This window comes from Micromonospora sp. NPDC005172, assembly GCF_040608555.1.
Lineage (GTDB): Bacteria > Actinomycetota > Actinomycetes > Mycobacteriales > Micromonosporaceae > Micromonospora.
In genome coordinates this window covers 1-17,814 of the sequence record NZ_JBEXIL010000029.1, presented here as the reverse complement: position 1 = coordinate 17,814, position 17,814 = coordinate 1, and the positions used below count along the sequence as shown (strand labels likewise).

At 73.7% G+C, this 17,814-nt stretch carries 15 protein-coding genes and 1 riboswitch; of the genes, 10 read left to right on the top strand and 5 right to left on the bottom strand.

Annotation, left to right across the window (positions count from 1 at the left end; genetic code table 11):
- Nucleotides 1–54 precede the first annotated feature (54 nt).
- On the top strand, nt 55–2,508 hold the full coding sequence (locus ABZV06_RS20195; protein WP_355245953.1) for a DNA translocase FtsK 4TM domain-containing protein: 2,454 nt from the start codon (nt 55–57) through the stop codon (nt 2,506–2,508).
- Nucleotides 2,509–2,537: 29 nt separating this feature from the next.
- On the opposite strand, the gene ABZV06_RS20190 is transcribed toward ABZV06_RS20195, so the two are convergent.
- Nucleotides 2,538–2,852, bottom strand: coding sequence for an SMR family transporter (locus ABZV06_RS20190; RefSeq protein WP_355245999.1), 315 nt, complete (start codon nt 2,850–2,852; stop codon nt 2,538–2,540).
- 35 nt (nt 2,853–2,887) lie between these two features.
- A riboswitch (guanidine-III (ykkC-III) riboswitch) is annotated at nt 2,888–2,956 on the bottom strand.
- Nucleotides 2,957–3,051: 95 nt separating this feature from the next.
- Here ABZV06_RS20190 and ABZV06_RS20185 point away from each other — a divergent pair.
- The 7 genes from ABZV06_RS20185 to ABZV06_RS20155 all read left to right on the top strand — a co-directional run bounded on the left by ABZV06_RS20185 (nt 3,052) and on the right by ABZV06_RS20155 (nt 9,661).
- Nucleotides 3,052–3,975 carry an ornithine cyclodeaminase family protein gene (locus tag ABZV06_RS20185; RefSeq protein ID WP_355245956.1) on the top strand — a complete coding sequence of 308 codons (924 nt, stop codon included), beginning with the start codon at nt 3,052–3,054 and terminating at the stop codon, nt 3,973–3,975.
- Between the two features lie 88 nt (nt 3,976–4,063).
- Nucleotides 4,064–5,572 carry a 30S ribosomal protein S12 methylthiotransferase RimO gene (gene rimO / locus ABZV06_RS20180; protein WP_355623290.1) on the top strand — a complete coding sequence of 503 codons (1,509 nt, stop codon included), beginning with the start codon at nt 4,064–4,066 and terminating at the stop codon, nt 5,570–5,572.
- 77 nt (nt 5,573–5,649) lie between these two features.
- Nucleotides 5,650–6,243, top strand: a complete 594-nt coding sequence (gene pgsA / locus ABZV06_RS20175) for a CDP-diacylglycerol--glycerol-3-phosphate 3-phosphatidyltransferase (RefSeq protein WP_355623287.1) — start codon at nt 5,650–5,652, stop codon at nt 6,241–6,243.
- Nucleotides 6,244–6,550: 307 nt separating this feature from the next.
- Entirely contained in the window at nt 6,551–7,162 is a 612-nt protein-coding gene (locus ABZV06_RS20170; RefSeq protein ID WP_355623363.1) for a CinA family protein, read from the top strand.
- 153 nt (nt 7,163–7,315) lie between these two features.
- Nucleotides 7,316–7,777, top strand: a complete 462-nt coding sequence (locus ABZV06_RS20165) for a helix-turn-helix transcriptional regulator (RefSeq protein ID WP_355245964.1) — start codon at nt 7,316–7,318, stop codon at nt 7,775–7,777.
- A gap of 202 nt (nt 7,778–7,979) precedes the next feature.
- Nucleotides 7,980–8,852, top strand: a complete 873-nt coding sequence (locus ABZV06_RS20160; RefSeq protein ID WP_355245967.1) for a PspA/IM30 family protein — start codon at nt 7,980–7,982, stop codon at nt 8,850–8,852.
- Between the two features lie 23 nt (nt 8,853–8,875).
- Nucleotides 8,876–9,661 (top strand): hypothetical protein, encoded by a 786-nt coding sequence (locus ABZV06_RS20155; protein ID WP_355245970.1) that lies wholly within the window; start codon nt 8,876–8,878, stop codon nt 9,659–9,661.
- Between the two features lie 18 nt (nt 9,662–9,679).
- On the opposite strand, the gene ABZV06_RS20150 is transcribed toward ABZV06_RS20155, so the two are convergent.
- Nucleotides 9,680–13,333: a hypothetical protein gene (locus ABZV06_RS20150; protein ID WP_355623285.1), complete on the bottom strand. Its 3,654-nt coding sequence runs from the start codon at nt 13,331–13,333 to the stop codon at nt 9,680–9,682.
- A gap of 165 nt (nt 13,334–13,498) precedes the next feature.
- Nucleotides 13,499–14,308, bottom strand: a complete 810-nt coding sequence (locus ABZV06_RS20145) for a DNA-formamidopyrimidine glycosylase family protein (RefSeq protein ID WP_355245975.1) — start codon at nt 14,306–14,308, stop codon at nt 13,499–13,501.
- Nucleotides 14,309–14,417: 109 nt separating this feature from the next.
- On the opposite strand from ABZV06_RS20145, the gene ABZV06_RS20140 reads away from it, so the two are divergent.
- Nucleotides 14,418–15,686 (top strand): hypothetical protein, encoded by a 1,269-nt coding sequence (locus ABZV06_RS20140; protein ID WP_355623282.1) that lies wholly within the window; start codon nt 14,418–14,420, stop codon nt 15,684–15,686.
- 27 nt (nt 15,687–15,713) lie between these two features.
- Here the strand turns inward: ABZV06_RS20140 and ABZV06_RS20135 are convergent, their stop codons facing one another.
- Nucleotides 15,714–15,956, bottom strand: a complete 243-nt coding sequence (locus ABZV06_RS20135; protein ID WP_039905669.1) for a CPCC family cysteine-rich protein — start codon at nt 15,954–15,956, stop codon at nt 15,714–15,716.
- A 25-nt stretch (nt 15,957–15,981) separates the two neighbouring features.
- The gene (locus ABZV06_RS20130; protein ID WP_355623280.1) at nt 15,982–16,782 is read right to left on the bottom strand and encodes an SAM-dependent chlorinase/fluorinase; all 801 of its coding nucleotides are present in this window, start codon (nt 16,780–16,782) and stop codon (nt 15,982–15,984) included.
- A gap of 289 nt (nt 16,783–17,071) precedes the next feature.
- Between ABZV06_RS20130 and ABZV06_RS20125 the strand changes: the two genes are divergently transcribed.
- Nucleotides 17,072–17,680, top strand: a complete 609-nt coding sequence (locus ABZV06_RS20125) for a hypothetical protein (protein WP_355623277.1) — start codon at nt 17,072–17,074, stop codon at nt 17,678–17,680.
- Nucleotides 17,681–17,814 lie beyond the last annotated feature (134 nt).

The window sequence follows — 17,814 nt, the reverse complement described above, 5'->3', positions numbered from 1 at the left end:
GGACACGACCCGGAAAAGCGGCGATCTGCCCCGCCCCACCGTTACCGTGACTCTATGGCGGGCCGTACCTCTCAGGCGAGCCGGCGACGCGGCGCGTCGCCGCGCGGTGGCACCAACAGCCGTGCCCGTCAACCGGCGAAGAAGACCCGGGCACCGGTACGGCGTCGCACCACGCCCGCCCGTCCGGGCCCCGCCGTCTACGTTGGCCGCGCTGTCGGTGCACTGTGGATGGGGGTGGCCCACGGTATGGGCTGGGCGGTGCGGGCCGCCGGCCGGCAGGCCGCCTCCGCCCGTGACCTGGACCCGGAGCACCGCCGCGACGGGGCCGGGCTGCTGCTGTTCGGGATGGCCCTGCTCAGCGCCGTCGCCCTGTGGTTCTCCGGCGCGGGTCCGGTGGGCGCACGCCTGGCTGACACGGTCCGGCTGTTCCTCGGGGCGATCTCCGTCGTGGTGCCGGTGCTGCTGATGATCGGGGCGTGGCGGCTCATGCGCCAGCCGGCCGACCCGGAGCACCGGGGCCGCGGGCTGATCGGGTGGGGTTCGCTGCTGGTGTCGACCGCCGCGCTGCTCCAGATCGGTCAGGACCCGGTCGACACCGTGGAGCGTGACTTCGCCGGCGGTCTGGTCGGCGCCGGTGTGGGCGGGTTGCTGGAACGGGCGGTCACCGCCTGGGTGGCCGTACCCCTGCTGGTCCTGCTCCTGCTCTTCGGCCTGCTGGTGGTCACCGCGACGCCGATCAACAAGATCCCCGAGCGGCTCGGCCTGCTCGCCGGCGGGCTCGTCGCGTCCCCGGAGGCGGCCGAGGAGGCCGACGAGCCGGCGGCGCGGCCCGCGCGCAAGCGGCCGGCGAAGCGGATGCCGCCACCGATCGACCCGGACGACTTCGACGACCTGGAGGGCGCCGACCTCCAGGAGACCATGGTCCTGCCGCGCAAGGCGCCGGCGAAGGTCCCGGCCAGCCGCAAGCCGGCCGAGCCGCCCGAGCACTCGCCGGCACCCACCCGCGCCGAGCAGCTCGCGTTGACCGGGCTGGCCGGCGACTACACCCTCCCGCCCGCCAACATGCTCAGCGCCGGTGCCGCCGCGAAGACCCGCAGCAAGGCCAACGACGAGGTGATCGCCGCGCTGACCGGCGTGTTCGACCAGTTCGACGTGGACGCCGCCGTCACCGGCTTCACCCGTGGCCCGACGGTCACCCGCTACGAGGTGGAGCTGGGTCACGGCGTCAAGGTCGAGCGGATCACCCAGCTCTCCCGCAACATCGCGTACGCGGTGAAGTCGCCGGACGTACGGATTCTCAGCCCGATCCCGGGCAAGAGCGCGGTCGGCGTGGAGATCCCGAACACCGACCCGGAGAACGTGGCCCTCGGCGACGTGCTGCGCTCGCGGGCGGCGACGAGCGACCACCACCCGATGGTGGTGGCGCTGGGCAAGGACATCGAGGGCGGCTTCGTGGTGGCCAACCTCGCCAAGATGCCGCACATCCTGATTGCCGGCGCCACTGGAGCCGGCAAATCGAGCTGCCTCAATACCTTGTTGGTGTCCGTCCTGACCCGCGCGACCCCGGACGAGGTACGGCTGCTGCTGATCGACCCGAAGCGGGTCGAGATGACCGGCTACGAGGGCATCCCGCACCTGGTCACGCCGATCGTCACGAACGCCAAGAAGGCGGCCGACTCGCTGGACTGGGTCGTCCGCGAGATGGACATGCGCTACGACGACCTCGCGGCCAACGGGGTCCGGCACATCGACGACTTCAACCGCAAGGTCCGCAACGGCGAGATCAAGGCCCCGCCGGGCAGCGAGCGGGAGATGCGCCCGTACCCGTACCTGCTGGTGATCGTGGACGAGCTGGCCGACCTGATGATGGTCGCCCCGCGTGACGTGGAGGACTCGGTCGTCCGGATCACCCAGCTGGCCCGGGCCGCCGGTATCCACCTGGTGCTGGCCACCCAACGTCCGTCGGTCGACGTGGTGACCGGTCTGATCAAGGCGAACGTGCCGTCCCGGCTGGCGTTCGCCACGTCGTCCCTCGCGGACTCGCGGGTCATCCTGGACCAGCCGGGCGCGGAGAAGCTGCTCGGCCGTGGTGACGGGCTCTTCCTGCCGATGGGCGCCTCGAAGCCGGTCCGCATCCAGGGCGCCTGGGTCACCGAGCGCGAGATCGCCGACGTGGTGAAGTTCTGCAAGGACCAGCGTGAGCCGGAGTTCCGTAAGGACGTGCTGGCCCCCGCCCAGGACAACAAGAAGAAGATCGACGAGGACATCGGCGACGACCTCGACCTGCTGGTGCAGGCGGTGGAGCTGGTGGTCACCTCACAGTTCGGCTCGACCTCGATGCTCCAACGCAAACTGCGGGTCGGTTTCGCGAAGGCGGGCCGGCTCATGGATCTCATGGAGACCCGTGGCGTGGTCGGGCCGTCCGAGGGGTCGAAGGCGCGCGACGTGCTGGTCAAGCCGGACGAGCTGGAGGACGTCCTGGGTGGTCTGCGCGGCGACGTGGACTGACCACTGTGGGCGCTCGGCACGCCTGACCGTCAATGGAAGATCTTCAGACCGACGACACCCGCGACCACCAGCAGCAGGCAGAAGATCCGGGGCAGACTCGTCGACTCGCCGAACGCCACCATCGAGACCAGCGCGGTGCCCACCGCGCCGATGCCGACCCAGACCGCGTAACCGGTGCCGACCGGGATGTCGCGCAGCGCGTACGCCAGGCCGCCCATGCTCAGCACCAGGGCCAGCACGAACACCACCGACGGCAGCAGCTTGCTGAAGCCGGCGCTGCGGTCCAGGGCGATCGCCCAGGCCGTCTCGAGCAGTCCGGAGATCACCAGTACGAGCCAGGCCATCATTCACCTCACGGGACGAGTCGTGTCTGCACATGACCGGGGCGTCTTGGCCTGACCGGGTACGCCCACCGCTCGTCCGGAGTGGCCACCGCGTCGGGCGCCACCGGGGCCGACGCTAGCACCGGTCGGCGGCCCCGGGCGGTGACTCCCGTTACCACGCATTGACCTCTACTTCGCTTCAACTTGCAGTATGGCGGGCATGGCCCTGCTCTATGCCGACCCCGAGGTCGCCGCCGCCCTGGACGCCGCCACCACCGTCGACGCCATGCGGGCCGCCCTGGTGGCCGCGTACGAGGGGCGGTTGGTCGCCCCACCCCGGGCCGCCGCCCCGCTCGCCGGAGGGCGCATGGTGCTCACCGCCGGGCACCTGGTCGGAAGCTGGTACGGCTACCGCTCGTACGACACGTTCGGCCACCCCCGGGGCGAGCAGCTCGTCGTGCTGCACGATGCCGACACCGGCGCGGTCCGGGCCGTCGCCGTCGGCGAGGAGCTGGGCTCCCGTCGTACCGGTGGACTGGGCGGCGTCGCGGTCGACGCGCTGGCCCGGCCGGACGCGGCGACCCTGGGCGTGCTCGGCTCCGGGCGGCAGGCGTGGACCCAGGTGTGGGCCACCGCGGCCGTCCGCCCGCTGCGCGAGGTGGTGGTGCACAGCCGTTCGGCGGCGCGCAGGGACACGTTCGCCGCCCGGGTACGCGCCGAGCTGGGCGTCCCGGCCCGCGCGGTAGCCGACCCCGGAGCGGCCGTCACCGGGCGGGACGTCGTGGTGCTCGCCACCACCAGCCCCACGCCCGTGCTGCGCGCCGCCGACGTGAGCCCCGGCACGCACGTCAACACGGTCGGTTTCAAGCAGGTCAACCGCAGCGAGTTCGGCACCGACCTGCTGGACGCCGCCGACCTGTTGGTCACCGACTCACCGGCCCAGGCGGCGGACTACCAGCCGCCGATGCTCGCGGCCCTGCCCCCGTACACCGGACGGTTGCGGGACCTGGGCGGCATCCTGGCGGGTGCGGTCCCGGGCCGGAGCACGGCGGACCAGGTCTCCGTCTTCTGCTGCACGGGCCTGGCCGGCACGGAGGTCTTCCTGCTCGAGGCGCTGACCCGAGCGACCGCCGTGACCCGCTGACCGTCTGATGTCCGGGCTCGCGCGTAGTGATCCGGCCGACCGGCGTGCCCGCGTGCGTGGGCTACCCAGGGCGGCCCGGTACCCTCGGATGGTGTCTGCCACCTCTCCTTCTCCCTCTGACAACGCCGAGGGCCGTCGCGTCGCCCTGCTCACCCTGGGCTGCGCCCGCAACGAGGTCGACTCGGAGGAGCTGGCCGCCCGGCTGCACGCCGACGGCTGGCAGGTGAGCACCGACGGCGAGGGCGCCGACGTGGTGGTCGTCAACACCTGCGGCTTCGTGGAGAAGGCCAAGCAGGACTCGATCCAGACCCTGCTCGCCGCCGCCGGCACGGGAGCCAAGGTCGTGGCCGCCGGCTGCATGGCCGAGCGGTACGGCCGGGAGCTGGCCGACAGCCTGCCCGAGGCGCAGGCGGTGCTGAGCTTCGACGACTACCCGGACATCGCGGCCCGGCTGAACGCCGTCGTCGCCGGGGAGCAGGTCACCGCGCACACCCCGCGGGACCGCCGCGAGCTGCTGCCGCTCACCCCGGTGCAGCGCCAGAGCGCCACCGTCTCCCTGCCCGGGCACGGCACCGTGGCGCGCACCGCCGTCGACACCGACGAGCACACCCCGGCGCACCTGCGCCAGGTGCTGCGCCGCCGGCTGGACACCGGCCCGGTCGCCTCGCTGAAGCTCGCCAGCGGCTGCGACCGCCGCTGCGCGTTCTGTGCCATTCCCGCGTTCCGTGGAGCCTTCGTCTCGCGTACGCCGGACGAGCTGCTCGCCGAGGCCGAGTGGCTGGCCAAGACCGGCGTACGGGAGCTGGTGCTGGTCAGCGAGAACTCCACCTCGTACGGCAAGGACCTCGGCGACCCCCGCGCGTTGGAGAAGCTGCTGCCGCAGCTCGCCGCGGTGTCCGGCATCGTCCGGGTGCGGGTGAGCTACCTCCAGCCGGCCGAGACGCGGCCCGGTCTGGTCGAGGCGATCGCCGGCACGCCCGGGGTGGCACCGTACTTCGACCTGTCGTTCCAGCACTCCAGCGAGCCGGTGTTGCGCCGGATGCGGCGTTTCGGCTCCACCGACCGGTTCCTGGAGCTGCTGGCGAGTGCCCGGGCGCTGGCACCGGAGGCGGGCGCGCGGAGCAACTTCATCGTCGGCTTCCCCGGCGAAACCCGCGCCGACATCGACGAGCTGACCAGGTTCCTGACCGAGGCCCGACTCGACGCGATCGGCATGTTCGACTACAGCGACGAGGACGGGACGGAAGCCGCCGGCCTGCCCGGCAAGGTCTCCGCCGCGACGATCAAGCGGCGCTACGACCGGCTGAGCGCGCTCGCCGACGAGCTCTGCTCCCAGCGGGCCGAGGACCGGCTCGGTTCGACCGTCGAGGTGCTCGTCGACGCGATCGTCGACGGCGTTGTCGAGGGCCGGGCCGCGCACCAGGCACCGGAGGTGGACGGATCGACGACCCTGGTCGCGCCGGCCGACGGCGGGGTCGACCTGGCCGCGTTGCGCCCGGGTGACCTGGTACGGGCCACGGTGACCGGCACCGAAGGGGTGGATCTGCTCGCGGTGCCGGATGAGATGATCTCGGCGGCGCCCGGCGCGACACGGTGACGGTGGGCCCGGACGGAGCGGGGGAGCCAGGTGGTGCGGTGCCGGGAACGCCAACCCGACCCGAGCGGAGCGAGACGATGACCGGGGCGACGGAGTCGACGCCGGCCCGGGTGGTCGCGCGGGTGCCCGTCCTCAACGCCGCCAACGCGCTGACCGCCCTGCGGCTGGTGCTGGTTCCGGTCTTCGCCGCGTCCGTGATCGTTTCGGGGATGACCCACGCGGGTTGGCGGATGGCGGCCTGCCTGATCTTCGCGGTGGCCTCGGCGACCGACCTGGTGGACGGCTGGATCGCCCGGCGGTTCGGGCTGGTCACCTCGGTCGGCAAGGTGGCCGACCCGATCGCCGACAAGGCGCTCACGGGCGCGGCCCTGGTGCTGCTCTCCTGGTACGACCGGCTGCCCTGGTGGGTGACGGCGCTGATTCTCGTCCGCGAGCTGGGCATCACCGGCCTGCGGTTCTGGGTGATCCGACACGGCGTGATCGCCGCCAGCCGTGGCGGCAAGGTCAAGACGGCGCTCCAGATCCTGGCCATCGCCTGGTACCTCTGGCCGATGCCGGACTCTCTCGTCGCCGTCGGTCCCTGGATCATGGGCGCCGCCGTCCTGGTCACGGTGGCAACGGGCTTCGACTACATCCTCCAGGCCCTCCGCCTGCGCCGCCCCCGCCCCTGACGCCCGCGCCGGCCCCACCCCCGGCCCCACCCCCACCCCCGGCCCCACCCCGCCCGGCCCCACCCCGCCCGCCACCGGGCGGTGATCATGAAGTTATTGCCGCTCGGGCCGGCGTGTCGGGGCAATAACTTCATGATCGACGGGGTTCGGCCGGGGAGGGTTGGCTGGGACGGGGTTCGGCCGGGGAGGGTTGGCCGGGACGGGGTTCGGCCGGGGAGGGTTGGCCGGACGGGGTTCGGCCCGGGAGGGTTGGCTGGGACGGGGTTTGGCCGGGAGGGTTGGGGGTTGGTTGGTGGGGAAGGACGGGATCGTGCAGCGGGAAGAGAACGCGACGGGTAGCGCCGCGGCGGGGGTCGTGCACAGCCTGTCCCAGCGGCACGAGACCCTGGCCACCGTCGAGTCGCTCACCGGCGGGCTGCTGGCCGCGTCGATCGTGGAGATCGCCGGGGTCAGCGCGATCTACCGGGGTGGGCTGGTCGTCTACGCCACCGAGCTGAAGGCCACGCTGGCCGGCGTACCGGGCGATCTGCTGGCCGCACGCGGACCGGTCGACCCCGATGTGGCGGCGGCACTCGCCGAGGGCGGTCGGCAGCGCTGCGGAGCGGACTGGGGGCTCGCCACCACCGGGGTCGCCGGCCCCGAGCCGCAGGACGGCAAGCCCGTCGGCCTGGTCTACGTGGCGGTCGCCGGCCCGACCGGCGCCGAGGTCCGCCAGCTCGACCTCGACGGCGGGCGGGACCGCGTACGCTCGGCCGCCGTGATCGAGGCGCTGCGGCTGCTCGCCGAACACATCCACGCCGCCGACGAGGCTGCGGTCGAGGGCCTGGAGACGGCCGGCGGGAACACCCCGGACGGCGCGGAGACGAAGGGCCACGCCGCCCGGGACGGCGCGGGGACGGCTGGCGCGGGGCGTCGGTGAGCCCGCCCTCCACGATCCGACGGGCGGGGTGGGATGTCGCCGGGGCGCGCAGCGGGTACGGTTGCGGGAAGGCTCCGACGCTCGGAGTCGGCGCGGTCCGCCGCGGCCGGCTTCCCGACGGCGGGCGTGAGGTATCCCTCAGGGGGAGGTGCGATGGTCCTGCTACGCCGGGTGATCGGTGACGCACTGCGGGCGCGCCGGCAGGGACAGCAGCGCACACTGCGTGAGGTGTCCACCGCCGCCAATGTCAGCCTCGGTTACCTCTCGGAGATCGAGCGGGGGCACAAGGAGCCGTCCAGTGAGCTGCTCGCGGCGATCTGCGACGCGCTCGGCGCCCGCCTCTCCGAACTCCTACGCGAAGTGAGCGACACCGTGGCGCTCGTCGAACAGATGCCCGCCGGAGTGCTCGTCGGCATGCAGGACGAGCCGGCCGAGGCCGCGCCCGTCGGCGCGCCGGCCGCCGTCCGCAAGGCCGCCAACCGGGGTGTCCGTCAGGTCACCTCCGACGGCAAGGTCGCCGTGTCGGTCCGACAGGAGTCCCCGCTGCGGGCGACGTTGCGCAGCACGCGGGTCCGTCCCACCGAGCGCGACCGGGACGTGGTCTGCGCGGCCTGAGCGCCGTCCGGCGGATGACCATGGGCGAGGTGGCTCCCGCCGCGTAGGGTTGCCCGCAGGAGCCGACGGTGCCCGTCGAGCGCCCGGTACGGACGCCCCGCTGGCGTTCGGCTGGGACGATGGAGACCGGCCGGGTCGCGGTCGGTCGGCGCAATCCGGCCCGACCGTGGTGGAGTGACGCTACTGAGGGGATACCGCGGAGATGGCGAACCCGTTCGTCAAGGGTTGGAACTACCTGATGGCGCTCTTCGGTGCGAAGATCGACGAGCACGCCGATCCCAAGGTGCAGATCCAGCAGGCCATCGAGGATGCCCAGCGGCAGCACCAGGCGCTGGTCCAGCAGGCTGCGGCCGTCATCGGCAACCAGCGTCAGCTGGAGATGAAGCTGTCCCGGCAGATGTCCGAGGTCGAGCGGCTCCAGGGCAACGCCCGGCAGGCCCTGGTGCTGTCCGACCAGGCCCGGGCCAAGGGCGACGAGGCCGAGGCGACGCGGTTCGAACAGTCCGCCCAGGCCCTGGCCACCCAGCTGGTCTCCGCCGAGCAGGCCACCGAGGACCTGAAGACCCTGCACGACCAGGCGCTCGGCGCGGCCGCGCAGGCCCGCCGCGCCGTCGAGAACAACTCGATGATCCTCCAGCAGAAGCTCGCCGAGCGCACCAAGCTGCTCAGCCAGCTCGAGCAGGCCAAGATGCAGGAGACCGTGGCCCGCTCGTTGGAGTCGATGTCGACCATGACAGCCCCCGGCACGACGCCGTCCCTGGACGAGGTACGGGACCGCATCGAGCGGCGGTACGCCAACGCGATGGGCCGCGCCGAGCTGGCCGGCAACTCCGTCGAGGGCCGGATGCTGGAGATCCAGAAGGCGACCATCGACTCGGCCGGCTCGGCCCGGCTGGAGCAGATCCGTTCCAGCATGGCGGGGGAGCAGCTCGGCGGCACCGCGCAGCGCCCGGCGGTCCCGCAGGCCGAGAAGGCGGGCCCGGGCAGCGACCCGGCCGCCGCCGCCCGGCTGGACGAGTTGCGCGCCAGCATGGCCCGCGAGCGGGGCACCGGCGACCCGACCGCCGCCGGCTGAACCAGCGGTCCGAGGAGGTCTTCGTGGCAGACGAGCGGACGCGGTACTTCCGTCGGCTGGGTCGGCTGCGCCGGTCCGCCCGGCGGTGGAGCGTACTGGCCGGTGGGCTCGGCGGGGCCGCGGCGGTGCTGACTCCGTACGCCGGGCTCGGTCTGCCGGACGCGGCCTGGGCCGGCGCCGCGGGCAGCGCGGTGGCGTTGGCCGCCTGGCGCTGGATCGACCTGCGGGCGTTGGCCGCCCGGCCCGCGCCCCCGGCGCTGGACCCGGCCGAGGCCGCCGCCCGGTCCCGGGCCCGGCTGGTGGCCGCCGTCGAGCGACTGCCGGTCGGCTCGGGCGTCCTGGCCGAGGTACGTCGGGTGCGCAGCCGGGTCGCCCTGCGTGGCACCACCGCCGGGCAGCAGTGGGCGCGGCTGGACCGCGCCTCGCTCACCCTGGCCGGAATGGCGCCCCGGCTCACCGGGCTGGCCGAGCCGGCCGTGCTGGAGGCCGCTGCCGCCGACCGGTCGCTGCGGGATCTCGCCGACCGGGTGGCCAGCGTCGAACGGGCGCTGCGGCTCGCGCCGACCGACGCCCGGGCACCGCTGGCCGACGCGCACGCCGCGCTGACCGCGCAGTTGGAGAGCGGGGTGGCGGCCTACGAGCGGCTGGTGGTCGCCGCCGCCGGTTACCTCGCCGAGGACGCCCGCCCGGAGCCCACCCACCCGGCCGCCGATCGGCTCACCGAGGCCACCGACCTGCTGCACGGCGTGGCCTCGGCCCTTGCCGAGCTGCGTGCCGGCGGTGCCGGCCTGCGCGCGCCCACCCGCTGAGCGCGCGCCGCGCGCCCGTCACGGTGGCGTCGTGACCGGGATCGGATCGGTGTACGGCGAACTGCCCACGACGTTGAACGACCGAATCCGGTAGTGGTAGGTCACGTCCCGGCCCAGACCCGTGTTGGTGAAGCCGCGGCCGGTCACCGTGAAGGTCGCCACCTCCTGGGCGAACGCCGGGTCCAGCGCCCGTTGCACGATGAACCCCGACCCCGGGCCGGCAGGCGTGTCCGCCGCCCAACCCAACACCACCGTGGCGGTGTCCGGTCCCGGCGCGCTGGCGGTGGCGCTCACCTCGCTCGGGGTGCCCGGCGCGGGCGGGGTGCTCGCCGCGGCCACCGTCGACCACGCGGAGGCAGCGCCGAGGTACGTGGTGCGGACCCGGTAGTAGTACGTGGTGTCCGGCGCGGCCGTGGTGTCGAGGTGGTTGTCGCCGACCCCGATCGCGGTGGTGCCGGGTCCGCTGGTGAAGGTCGGGTTGGTGGCCCGCTGCACGTCGATGCCGGTGGCGAAGGACCGGTTCGTCCAGCGCAGCGCCACCCGCAGCGGCGCGGCGGGCGGGATCGCCGCGATCAGTCCACCCGGCGCGGCGAGGTGCACCGAGGCGGGCACGCTGTTCGACCAGGACGAGTAGCTCACCTCGTTCTCTGCCCGGATCCGATAGTGGTAGGTGACTCCGGGGGTGACCGTCGCGTCGGTGTACCGGGTCGCGGCGGCCGCGACGGTGATCGTGGTGACGTCGCCGCCGAAGGACCCGTCGGTGGCCCGTTGCAGCAGGTGGCTGGTCGCGGGTGGACGTCCGCCGTTGCCGGTCCAGGCCAGGGCGATCGCCGGCAGCGCGGTGGCCGAGCCGGGCACCGGCGTGGCCGTCAGCCCGGTGGGCGCGCGCGGTGTCACCCGCAGCACCAGCGGTCGGCTCATCCCCAGGTCGCGGTGGCCGGCGAGCTGGCTGTGCCAGCGGTACTCCCAGCCCAGGTTGACCATCTGGTTGACCACCACCGCCGGCCGCCCGTCGGTCGGGCTGACCGGCGTCGACCCGGTCCGCGAACCGGCCGGCTGGCCGGGGTCGAGCAGCCGGACGCTGTCACCGAGCTTGAACGGCAGGGCCGGGGCGATCGGGCGGAGCGCCACCACGACGTCCTCCCGTGGGTTGACCCGGACGATCTGCTTCCAGCCCAGCTCCCCCGGGTGCGGGGGGCGCTGCGTGCCGTCCCAGCCGACCCGGTTGACGATCTGCACGTCGCAACCGCCGAAGCGCAGCGGCTCGGTCTGGCGGACGTTCCCGCTGATCCGCCAGAGCTGCGTGCCGTCCGTCGCCGCGCCCACCGGCGTGGCCGGATCGGCGGCGAACAGCACCTCGGTCACCGGGTCGGTCGGCCCGAGTGGCAGCGTCGCCGGCGCGAGTGGCCCGGTGTGGGGGTGACCGACCCCGAGTCGTCCGGCGAGTCGGCCGTGACCGGGCTCGAAGACCTGCTGCGCGGCCTTGACCTCGATCGGCAGGGTCACCGGGCCGGTACCGGCCAGCGGCGTGAACGTCACCGTGTCGGCGTGCGCCGAGATGACCGTCTGGGCCGGGGTCCGGCTGCCGAACGCCGGGTCGTACGCCGGCTGCGGCACGATCGGTGGGCGCTGGCTGGCCGCGTACGCCGCGGGCAGCCGCACCCGCAGCCGGTCCAGGTCGTACGGGGGTTCGGGTGTGCCGGTCACCTGGAACTGCAGCAGGGTTCGGGTGTTCGGGCCGTACCCCGGCTCGGTGGGTGGTGGGCCGCCCTCGGCCGTGCGGTCCGGCGCGTCGGTGTGCTGGTCGTAGCGCTCATCGAAGCCGGGCAGCGGCGCCGGGGCGTCGTTGTAGAGGATCAGCGTGCTGCCCGGCGGCACGCTGGAGAAGTCGACGAGCACGTCGGCGCCCTCACCCGGGGCCAGCAGCAGCGTGTGCCCGTCGACGTTCAGCACTGTCGGGTCGAGCCGGTCGTACCGGTAGCCGATCGGACGGTTCGGCAGCACCACCGGCGCGGGCAGCAGCCCGGCCTCGTTGCCGATCTGGACGAACTCCGGGCCGGCGGCCCGTGGGTCCGGCACTCCGCCGTCGCGCCCGTCGCTGGGCCAGCCGGCCGGTCGCTCCGCCGACCGCACGGCGGGCACCATCGGCACCTCCCCGGCGTCCGCGTCGGCCAGGCCGCCGTCGTCGGCCCACATCGGCGCGTCCGAGCAGGCCCGGTAGAGCTGGAGGTTGAGGCTGCGGTCCAGGCAGGCGTTGAGGATGCGCAGCCGGTACACCCCGGGGCGCACCCGCAGGTACGGGTACGCGACGCCGTTGACCAGCGGGGTGTCGCCGTACGCCGCCGGCACCGCGGACGGGTGCGGCACCCCGGGGCGCAGTGGCGGCTCGGCGCTGCCGCCGACCGGGTCGTGGTGCGGGTTCGGCACCGGACCCGGGCCGGTCAGCGGTGGCTCGCCGGCGATCCGCTCGGCCATCGGCCAACCGTCCACCGTGGGTCCACTGTCGGTCCGGCCACCGTCCGGCGCGGGGCTGCGCGACCAGGGGCCGTAGTCCCACCGGCCGGTGGGGTTGCGTCCGCCGGACCGGTACGGGTTCTGCCGGGGCTGGTAGACGTGGGGGTGCCACAGACTGCCCCGGGCACCCCAGCGCTCCCGGTCCCAGGTCGGGTCCTCGGCGGCCAGTTGGGTGTCGTCCGGTACGAAGGTCTTGTCCTCGATCACCAGGGGCACCTGGTCGGCCGGTAGCACCCCGTCGGCGACGAGCTGGTCCTCGACCGGGTCGGTGAGCAGGTACGGCGCGAGCTGCCCCGCGTAGACGGTGAGCCGGGCCAGCCCGAGGGTGTTGTCGTGGAACCACAGCAGCCGGCCGCTCTGCTCGTTGGGGAAGTAGAGCGTGGTGGCGCCGGCTCCGGGCGCGGGCATGTCCGGCACGGGCGTCAGGCCGGTACCCGTCGGGTACGGGGTGATCTCCCCGGCCGGCGTGATCCAGTGCCCCGGGTTGCCCGCGCTGGTCCAGCCGGTCTGCGCCCCGGCCAGGTGGAGCACCGCCCGGTTCTGCGGGTACGGCGCGGGGCCGTCCAGCGGCCCGATGCCGGCCCCCTGCACCGTCTCGTCGACCGGCAGGAACAGCTCACCGGCCCGCCCGGTGGGAAGCTGGTTGATGAACTTCACCCGGACCGGTCGGCCCCGCCGGGCGCGGATCATCGGGCCGAGGTGCCAGGGGCGCTCCGGTGGCGCCACCGTGTTGTGACCCGCCTCGTCGGTGCCCAGGTTGAGCTGCCGGTAGCCGCGCAGCCGGGTGGCCGGCAGGTCGCGGTGCAGGCGTTGGGCGTACTCCTGGAGCCCGATCTCGTAGTAGTCGCAGCCCGGGTAGCTGATCGTGTCGGGCACCGCCACCGGCAGCGCCTCCTCGCCCGGCACGGGCAGCGCGTCGACGAACTTGCGCAGACCGGTGCCCGGCACCAGCCGACCGCTCGGGTCACGTCTGGGGCGGGGACTGTGGGCGACGTTCGGCACCGGCCCGAAGCAGCGTGGCTCGGCGGACGGGTCCAGGCTCGTCGTGGGAGCGGCCTCCTCGGCGGTACGCGCGGTCGGAACGGATGCCGTGCGACCGAGGCCGTCAGGGGCGGGCCGGTAGAAGAAGGTGGAGCGGAGTCTGCGGAAGATCGCCATGACTCTCCCCGGGCTCGGGGCACGAGGACCGCCACCACGACGTGGCGGCCCTCGGCACTCTTGCTGACAGGCGGTGAGCACCCAACCGCAGCATGCGACGTCGACGGCCGGTTAGGAATTACCCAATCGTCCGTATCTGCGCTGACCTCGATCCACAACGCCCGGTCAGTCGGGCGGCGGGGTCCCCGGCTGCTCCGGCTGGCAGAGCGGGCACCAGTAGGTGACCCGTTCGCCCAGCTCCTCTTTGCCGATGGCGGTGCCACAGCGGCGGCACGGCTGGGCGCGGCGACCGTACACGTAGCTGGTCTGTCCCCGGTGCAGCGAGCCGGTGGTGCTCTGCGTCCAGCGTCCACGGTTGGCGGCCAGCAACCGCTGCGCGAGCGCCACCATGCCCGGCAGATCGGGCACCGCGCCGACGGGCGTCCACGGCGACACACCCCGCAGGAACAGCACCTCGCACTTGTAGAGGTTGCCCACGCCGGCCAGGTTGCGCTGGTCGAGCAGTGCCTCGCCGATCGTCTGCTCGGGGTGTGCGGACAGACGCTGGACCGCCTCGGCCGGGTCCCAGTCGGGGCCGAGCAGGTCGGGCCCGAGGTGGCCCACCAGGTCGGCCTCCTCGGCGGTCGGCAGCAGGGCCAGCTCGTGCAGGTGGTAGCCCACCGCCACCGCGCCCGGGCTGCGCAGCACCACCCGGATCAGGTGCGCGGGCCGGCCGCTCCACCGTTCCCCCGGCGCGTACGCCCGCCAGGCCCCGTCCATCCGCAGGTGGGAGTGCAGCGTCCAGGACGCGTCGTCCGGAGCGGCGAGGCGTAGCAGCAGGTGCTTGCCCCGGCTGGCCGACTCGCGGACGGTCCAGCCGGTGAGGTCGGTGGTGGCCAGCCGTGGCACCCGGAAGTCGGACCCGGTCAACCGCGCGCCGGCGAGCGCGCGGTGCAGCACGCGGGCCGTGTTCCAGACGGTGTCACCTTCGGGCACGCTGCCATCCTCCCTCTTTCGAGCAAGATTCGCATGTGTCGCTATTTGTAGTCAGGTTCCTCATGATCTCCCGACATGGGAGGGTCAGGGAGTTCTGAGGAGAATGCCCATGAGACGACGCCATTGTCGTATCCGACCCGCCACCCTCGCCGCAATCCTCGCCCTCGTGCTCACCGCGGCGCTCGTGCCCGTCGCCAGTGCCGTCCCGACCATCGCCCCCGCGACCGCCGGATCACTCACCCTCACCGCCGGCGCGCCCGCCTCGGAACAGTGGAGTGCCGACCTGTCGGTCGTCGACCGGGACGACGTCAACGTCCGCCGTACCGCCTCCGGACTGCGGCTCCGTGCGGCCCGCCCGGCCGGACGCAGCCCTCGCAGCCCGCACAGCGCGCTCGCCGAGGGCATGCTGCTCACCGCCCCGCGCACCCTCGCCCGCCCGGCCACCCGGGTCCGCGCCGAGATCAGCGCCGACGTCCCCGCCGGCGCGAGCGTCGAGGCGCAGGTGCGCGGATGGCGGCTCAGCGGCTGGACCGAGTGGCGGGCCGCGACCGCCGGCGCGGTCTTCGACCGGCCGGTCGGCCGGGTGCAGACCCGGGTGGTGCTGACCGCGCGGGCCGGCGGGGCCACCGCGACGGTACGCGCCGTCCAGCTCACCGCCGACGCGACGGCCGCCGTCTCCGCCGCCACGCCGGGACTCACCTACCGGGTGTACGCCACCCGGATCGGGCTCGTCGGCGAACTGACCGCCAACGGCCGTACCGTGCAGCCGCGCGACCACTTCGCGGCGCTACCGTCGCGCCGGGGTCTCTCGCCGCTCAACACCGGCGACTACACCGTGCGGGTCTGCACCACGGCGGGCACCCGCTGTGAGTACGCCCCGGTCTGGGACGTCGGGCCGTGGAACACCCGCGACGACTACTGGAACCCGTCCGCCGTCCGGGAGAACTGGAAGAACCTGCCCCAGGGCCGGCCCGAGGCACAGGCCGCCTACCAGTCCGGCTACAACGGTGGGCGGGACCAGTTCGGGCGTACCGTGCTCAACCCGGCCGGCATCGACCTGGCCGACGGCACCTTCTGGGACGGACTGCAACTCACCACCAACGCCTGGGTCGACGTCGCGTACCTGTGGACCGGCGGCGGGCCCCGTGCCGTGGTGGGCGACGGGCCGCTCAACATCCGCACCGGGCCGGGCACCTCGTACGCGACCCGTGGCCTCGCCGCGCGGTTCGCCAACGTGCCGGTCCAGTGCTACGTCACCGGCCAGTCGGTCGCCGGCCCGTACCGCACCACCACCAGGTGGAACCGCCTGGCCACCGGGCAGTACGTCAGCCACGCGTACATCTCGACCGTGTACGGCGGCGCCGTACCGGTCTGCTGACCGGACCTCGCCTCGGCGGGCGTCGCCTCAGGGGCGCTCGTCGGGGCGGGCGGGGCGCACCATGTCCTGGTAACGCGGGTGGCTGGCCCCGTACACGGCGTAGTTGAGGCGGGCGTGCGACAGGCTCAGGTCACCGTTGGCGCCACCCCGCACGGCGTCGGCGTCGGCGTCGCTCTGACCGTCGTCGGTCCAGAAACAGACCGGGCAGGTCCCGCCGCCGGTCCGAGAGGCACAACAGGGACAGCCCACGGGAACTACGTGTTCACCCACCGGGGCAGCATTCCATAGTCGAATGTCACCCGGCCACCCGCAGGAGGTCACCCGGGCGCACCCCGAGGATGTCCACCGCCCGGCCGCCGTTGACCGCCACCGCCACCCGATCGGCCGAGTCGACGTACACCACGAGGGCCTGGTCTGGCGCGTCGCCGAACGTCCGTCCGCGCACCGCCGCATGGGGCGGCGTCGGCCCGGGCGGGCCGACCCGGACGGTGGCCGCGAGCGGATCGAGCACCTCGCCCGACGCGGCCAGTTGCACGTTTCCGAAGTGGTCGACGGTCAGCACCTCGGCGGTGAAGCCGTCGGCGTCGCGGGTCACGTGCGGCGGTGGCAGCCGGACCAACCCGTCTGGGTCGACCGCCGGACCGGCCTCGGCCAGTGGCGCGCCGAGCGCCAGACGGGCGGCAACCGGCGCGAAGACGTCCCGACCTTGGAAGGTGCCCGACACCCGGGCCGCCAGCCACCGTGGCTCGGTGAGTTCGACGGCGGCGCTCACCCCGCCGAGCGCGGTGGCCGCGTCGGGCAGCAACCCGTTGTCCGGGCCGACCAGCAGCCCACCGGGGGTGGCCAGGGCGATGCCCCGACGGGCGGTGCCGACCCCCGGATCGACCACCGCCACGTGCACGCCCACCGGCAGGTACGGCACGGTCTGCGCCAGCACTGCCGCCCCGCGCCGAACGTCCGCCGGTGGCACCAGATGCGTCACGTCGATGACCCGGGCGGTGGGTGCGATCCGGGCGATCACCCCGTGGCAGGCGGCCACGAAGCCGTCGCTCAGGCCGTAGTCGGTGGTCAACGAGATCCACGGTGTGCCGGACATCCCCGCAGGCTAACGCCCGCGCCCTCCGCGCGTCCCGCGCCCGCGCCCGCGCTCTCCGCGCCATGATCCGCGCAACTTCCTTGTTGTTGCTGCCTCCGGCGCTCGGGAGGCAGCAACAACCCTGATGTTGTGCGGATCTTTCGGCACGGACGCCTGCTGGTCGACGGTCGGATCGGGCCGTGTCGGCGCGGGCTACCCGGAATCCGGTCGACCCGGGTGGCGGATAGCGGACAGCGCGGTGGCCGACCGGCCCCTCGCGCCGCCCAGCGCGGTTGGGCAGACTTCGCCTGTGACACTTCGGAGCCTGCCCGCCGTCGGGGTCCTGCTGGTCGCCGCTGCCGTTGTCGCCGGCTGCGGCCGCGGTGACGACTCCGCGCCATCGAGTGCCGCCCCCAACGTCTCGTCCTCGGCCGTCCAGGCCACCGATCTGCCGAGCGTGCCGAATCCCGCTGTGGTTCCCTCCCGCACCGACTCGGCCGCACCACCGCCACCACGGTCCGTCGCGCCGTCCCCCGTGCCGCCGGCACCGCCGCAGGGACCGGTCGAACGCCGGCCGGCCAGTCCACCGCCGGTGGTGCTGCCCCAGCGCCCGGCGGGCGCTCCCAGCGCCCGGCAGGTCGTCGACGTGTTCAAGGCCGCCGGTCTGCGGGTCACGCACCCGAAGGACCGCTCGGTCGACTGTGGTCCGGACGGTCTCGGGCTGGGCTGCTCAGAGATCGTCGCCACCGACGGCGTCACGGTCTACGTGTTCCCCGACGAGACCAGCGCCGGCGACATCGCCGAGACGTGGGGCGGCCAGTCGTACCGGCGTGGGGCCGTGGTACTCAACTACCTCGAAGCGAAGACGCCCGCAGCCGACCGCCTCCGCTACGAGAAGGCGCTCAACGGCTTCCGCTGAGTTTGCCTCGCTGCCTCGCTGCCTCGCTGCCTCGCTGTCCCGGCTGTCCCGGCTGTTCCGTTGTCCGTCGGGCGGTTGCGGCGGGCATGGCTGTTGTGGCGTTGATGCCTGTGAGTCATCTTGATGACTCACAG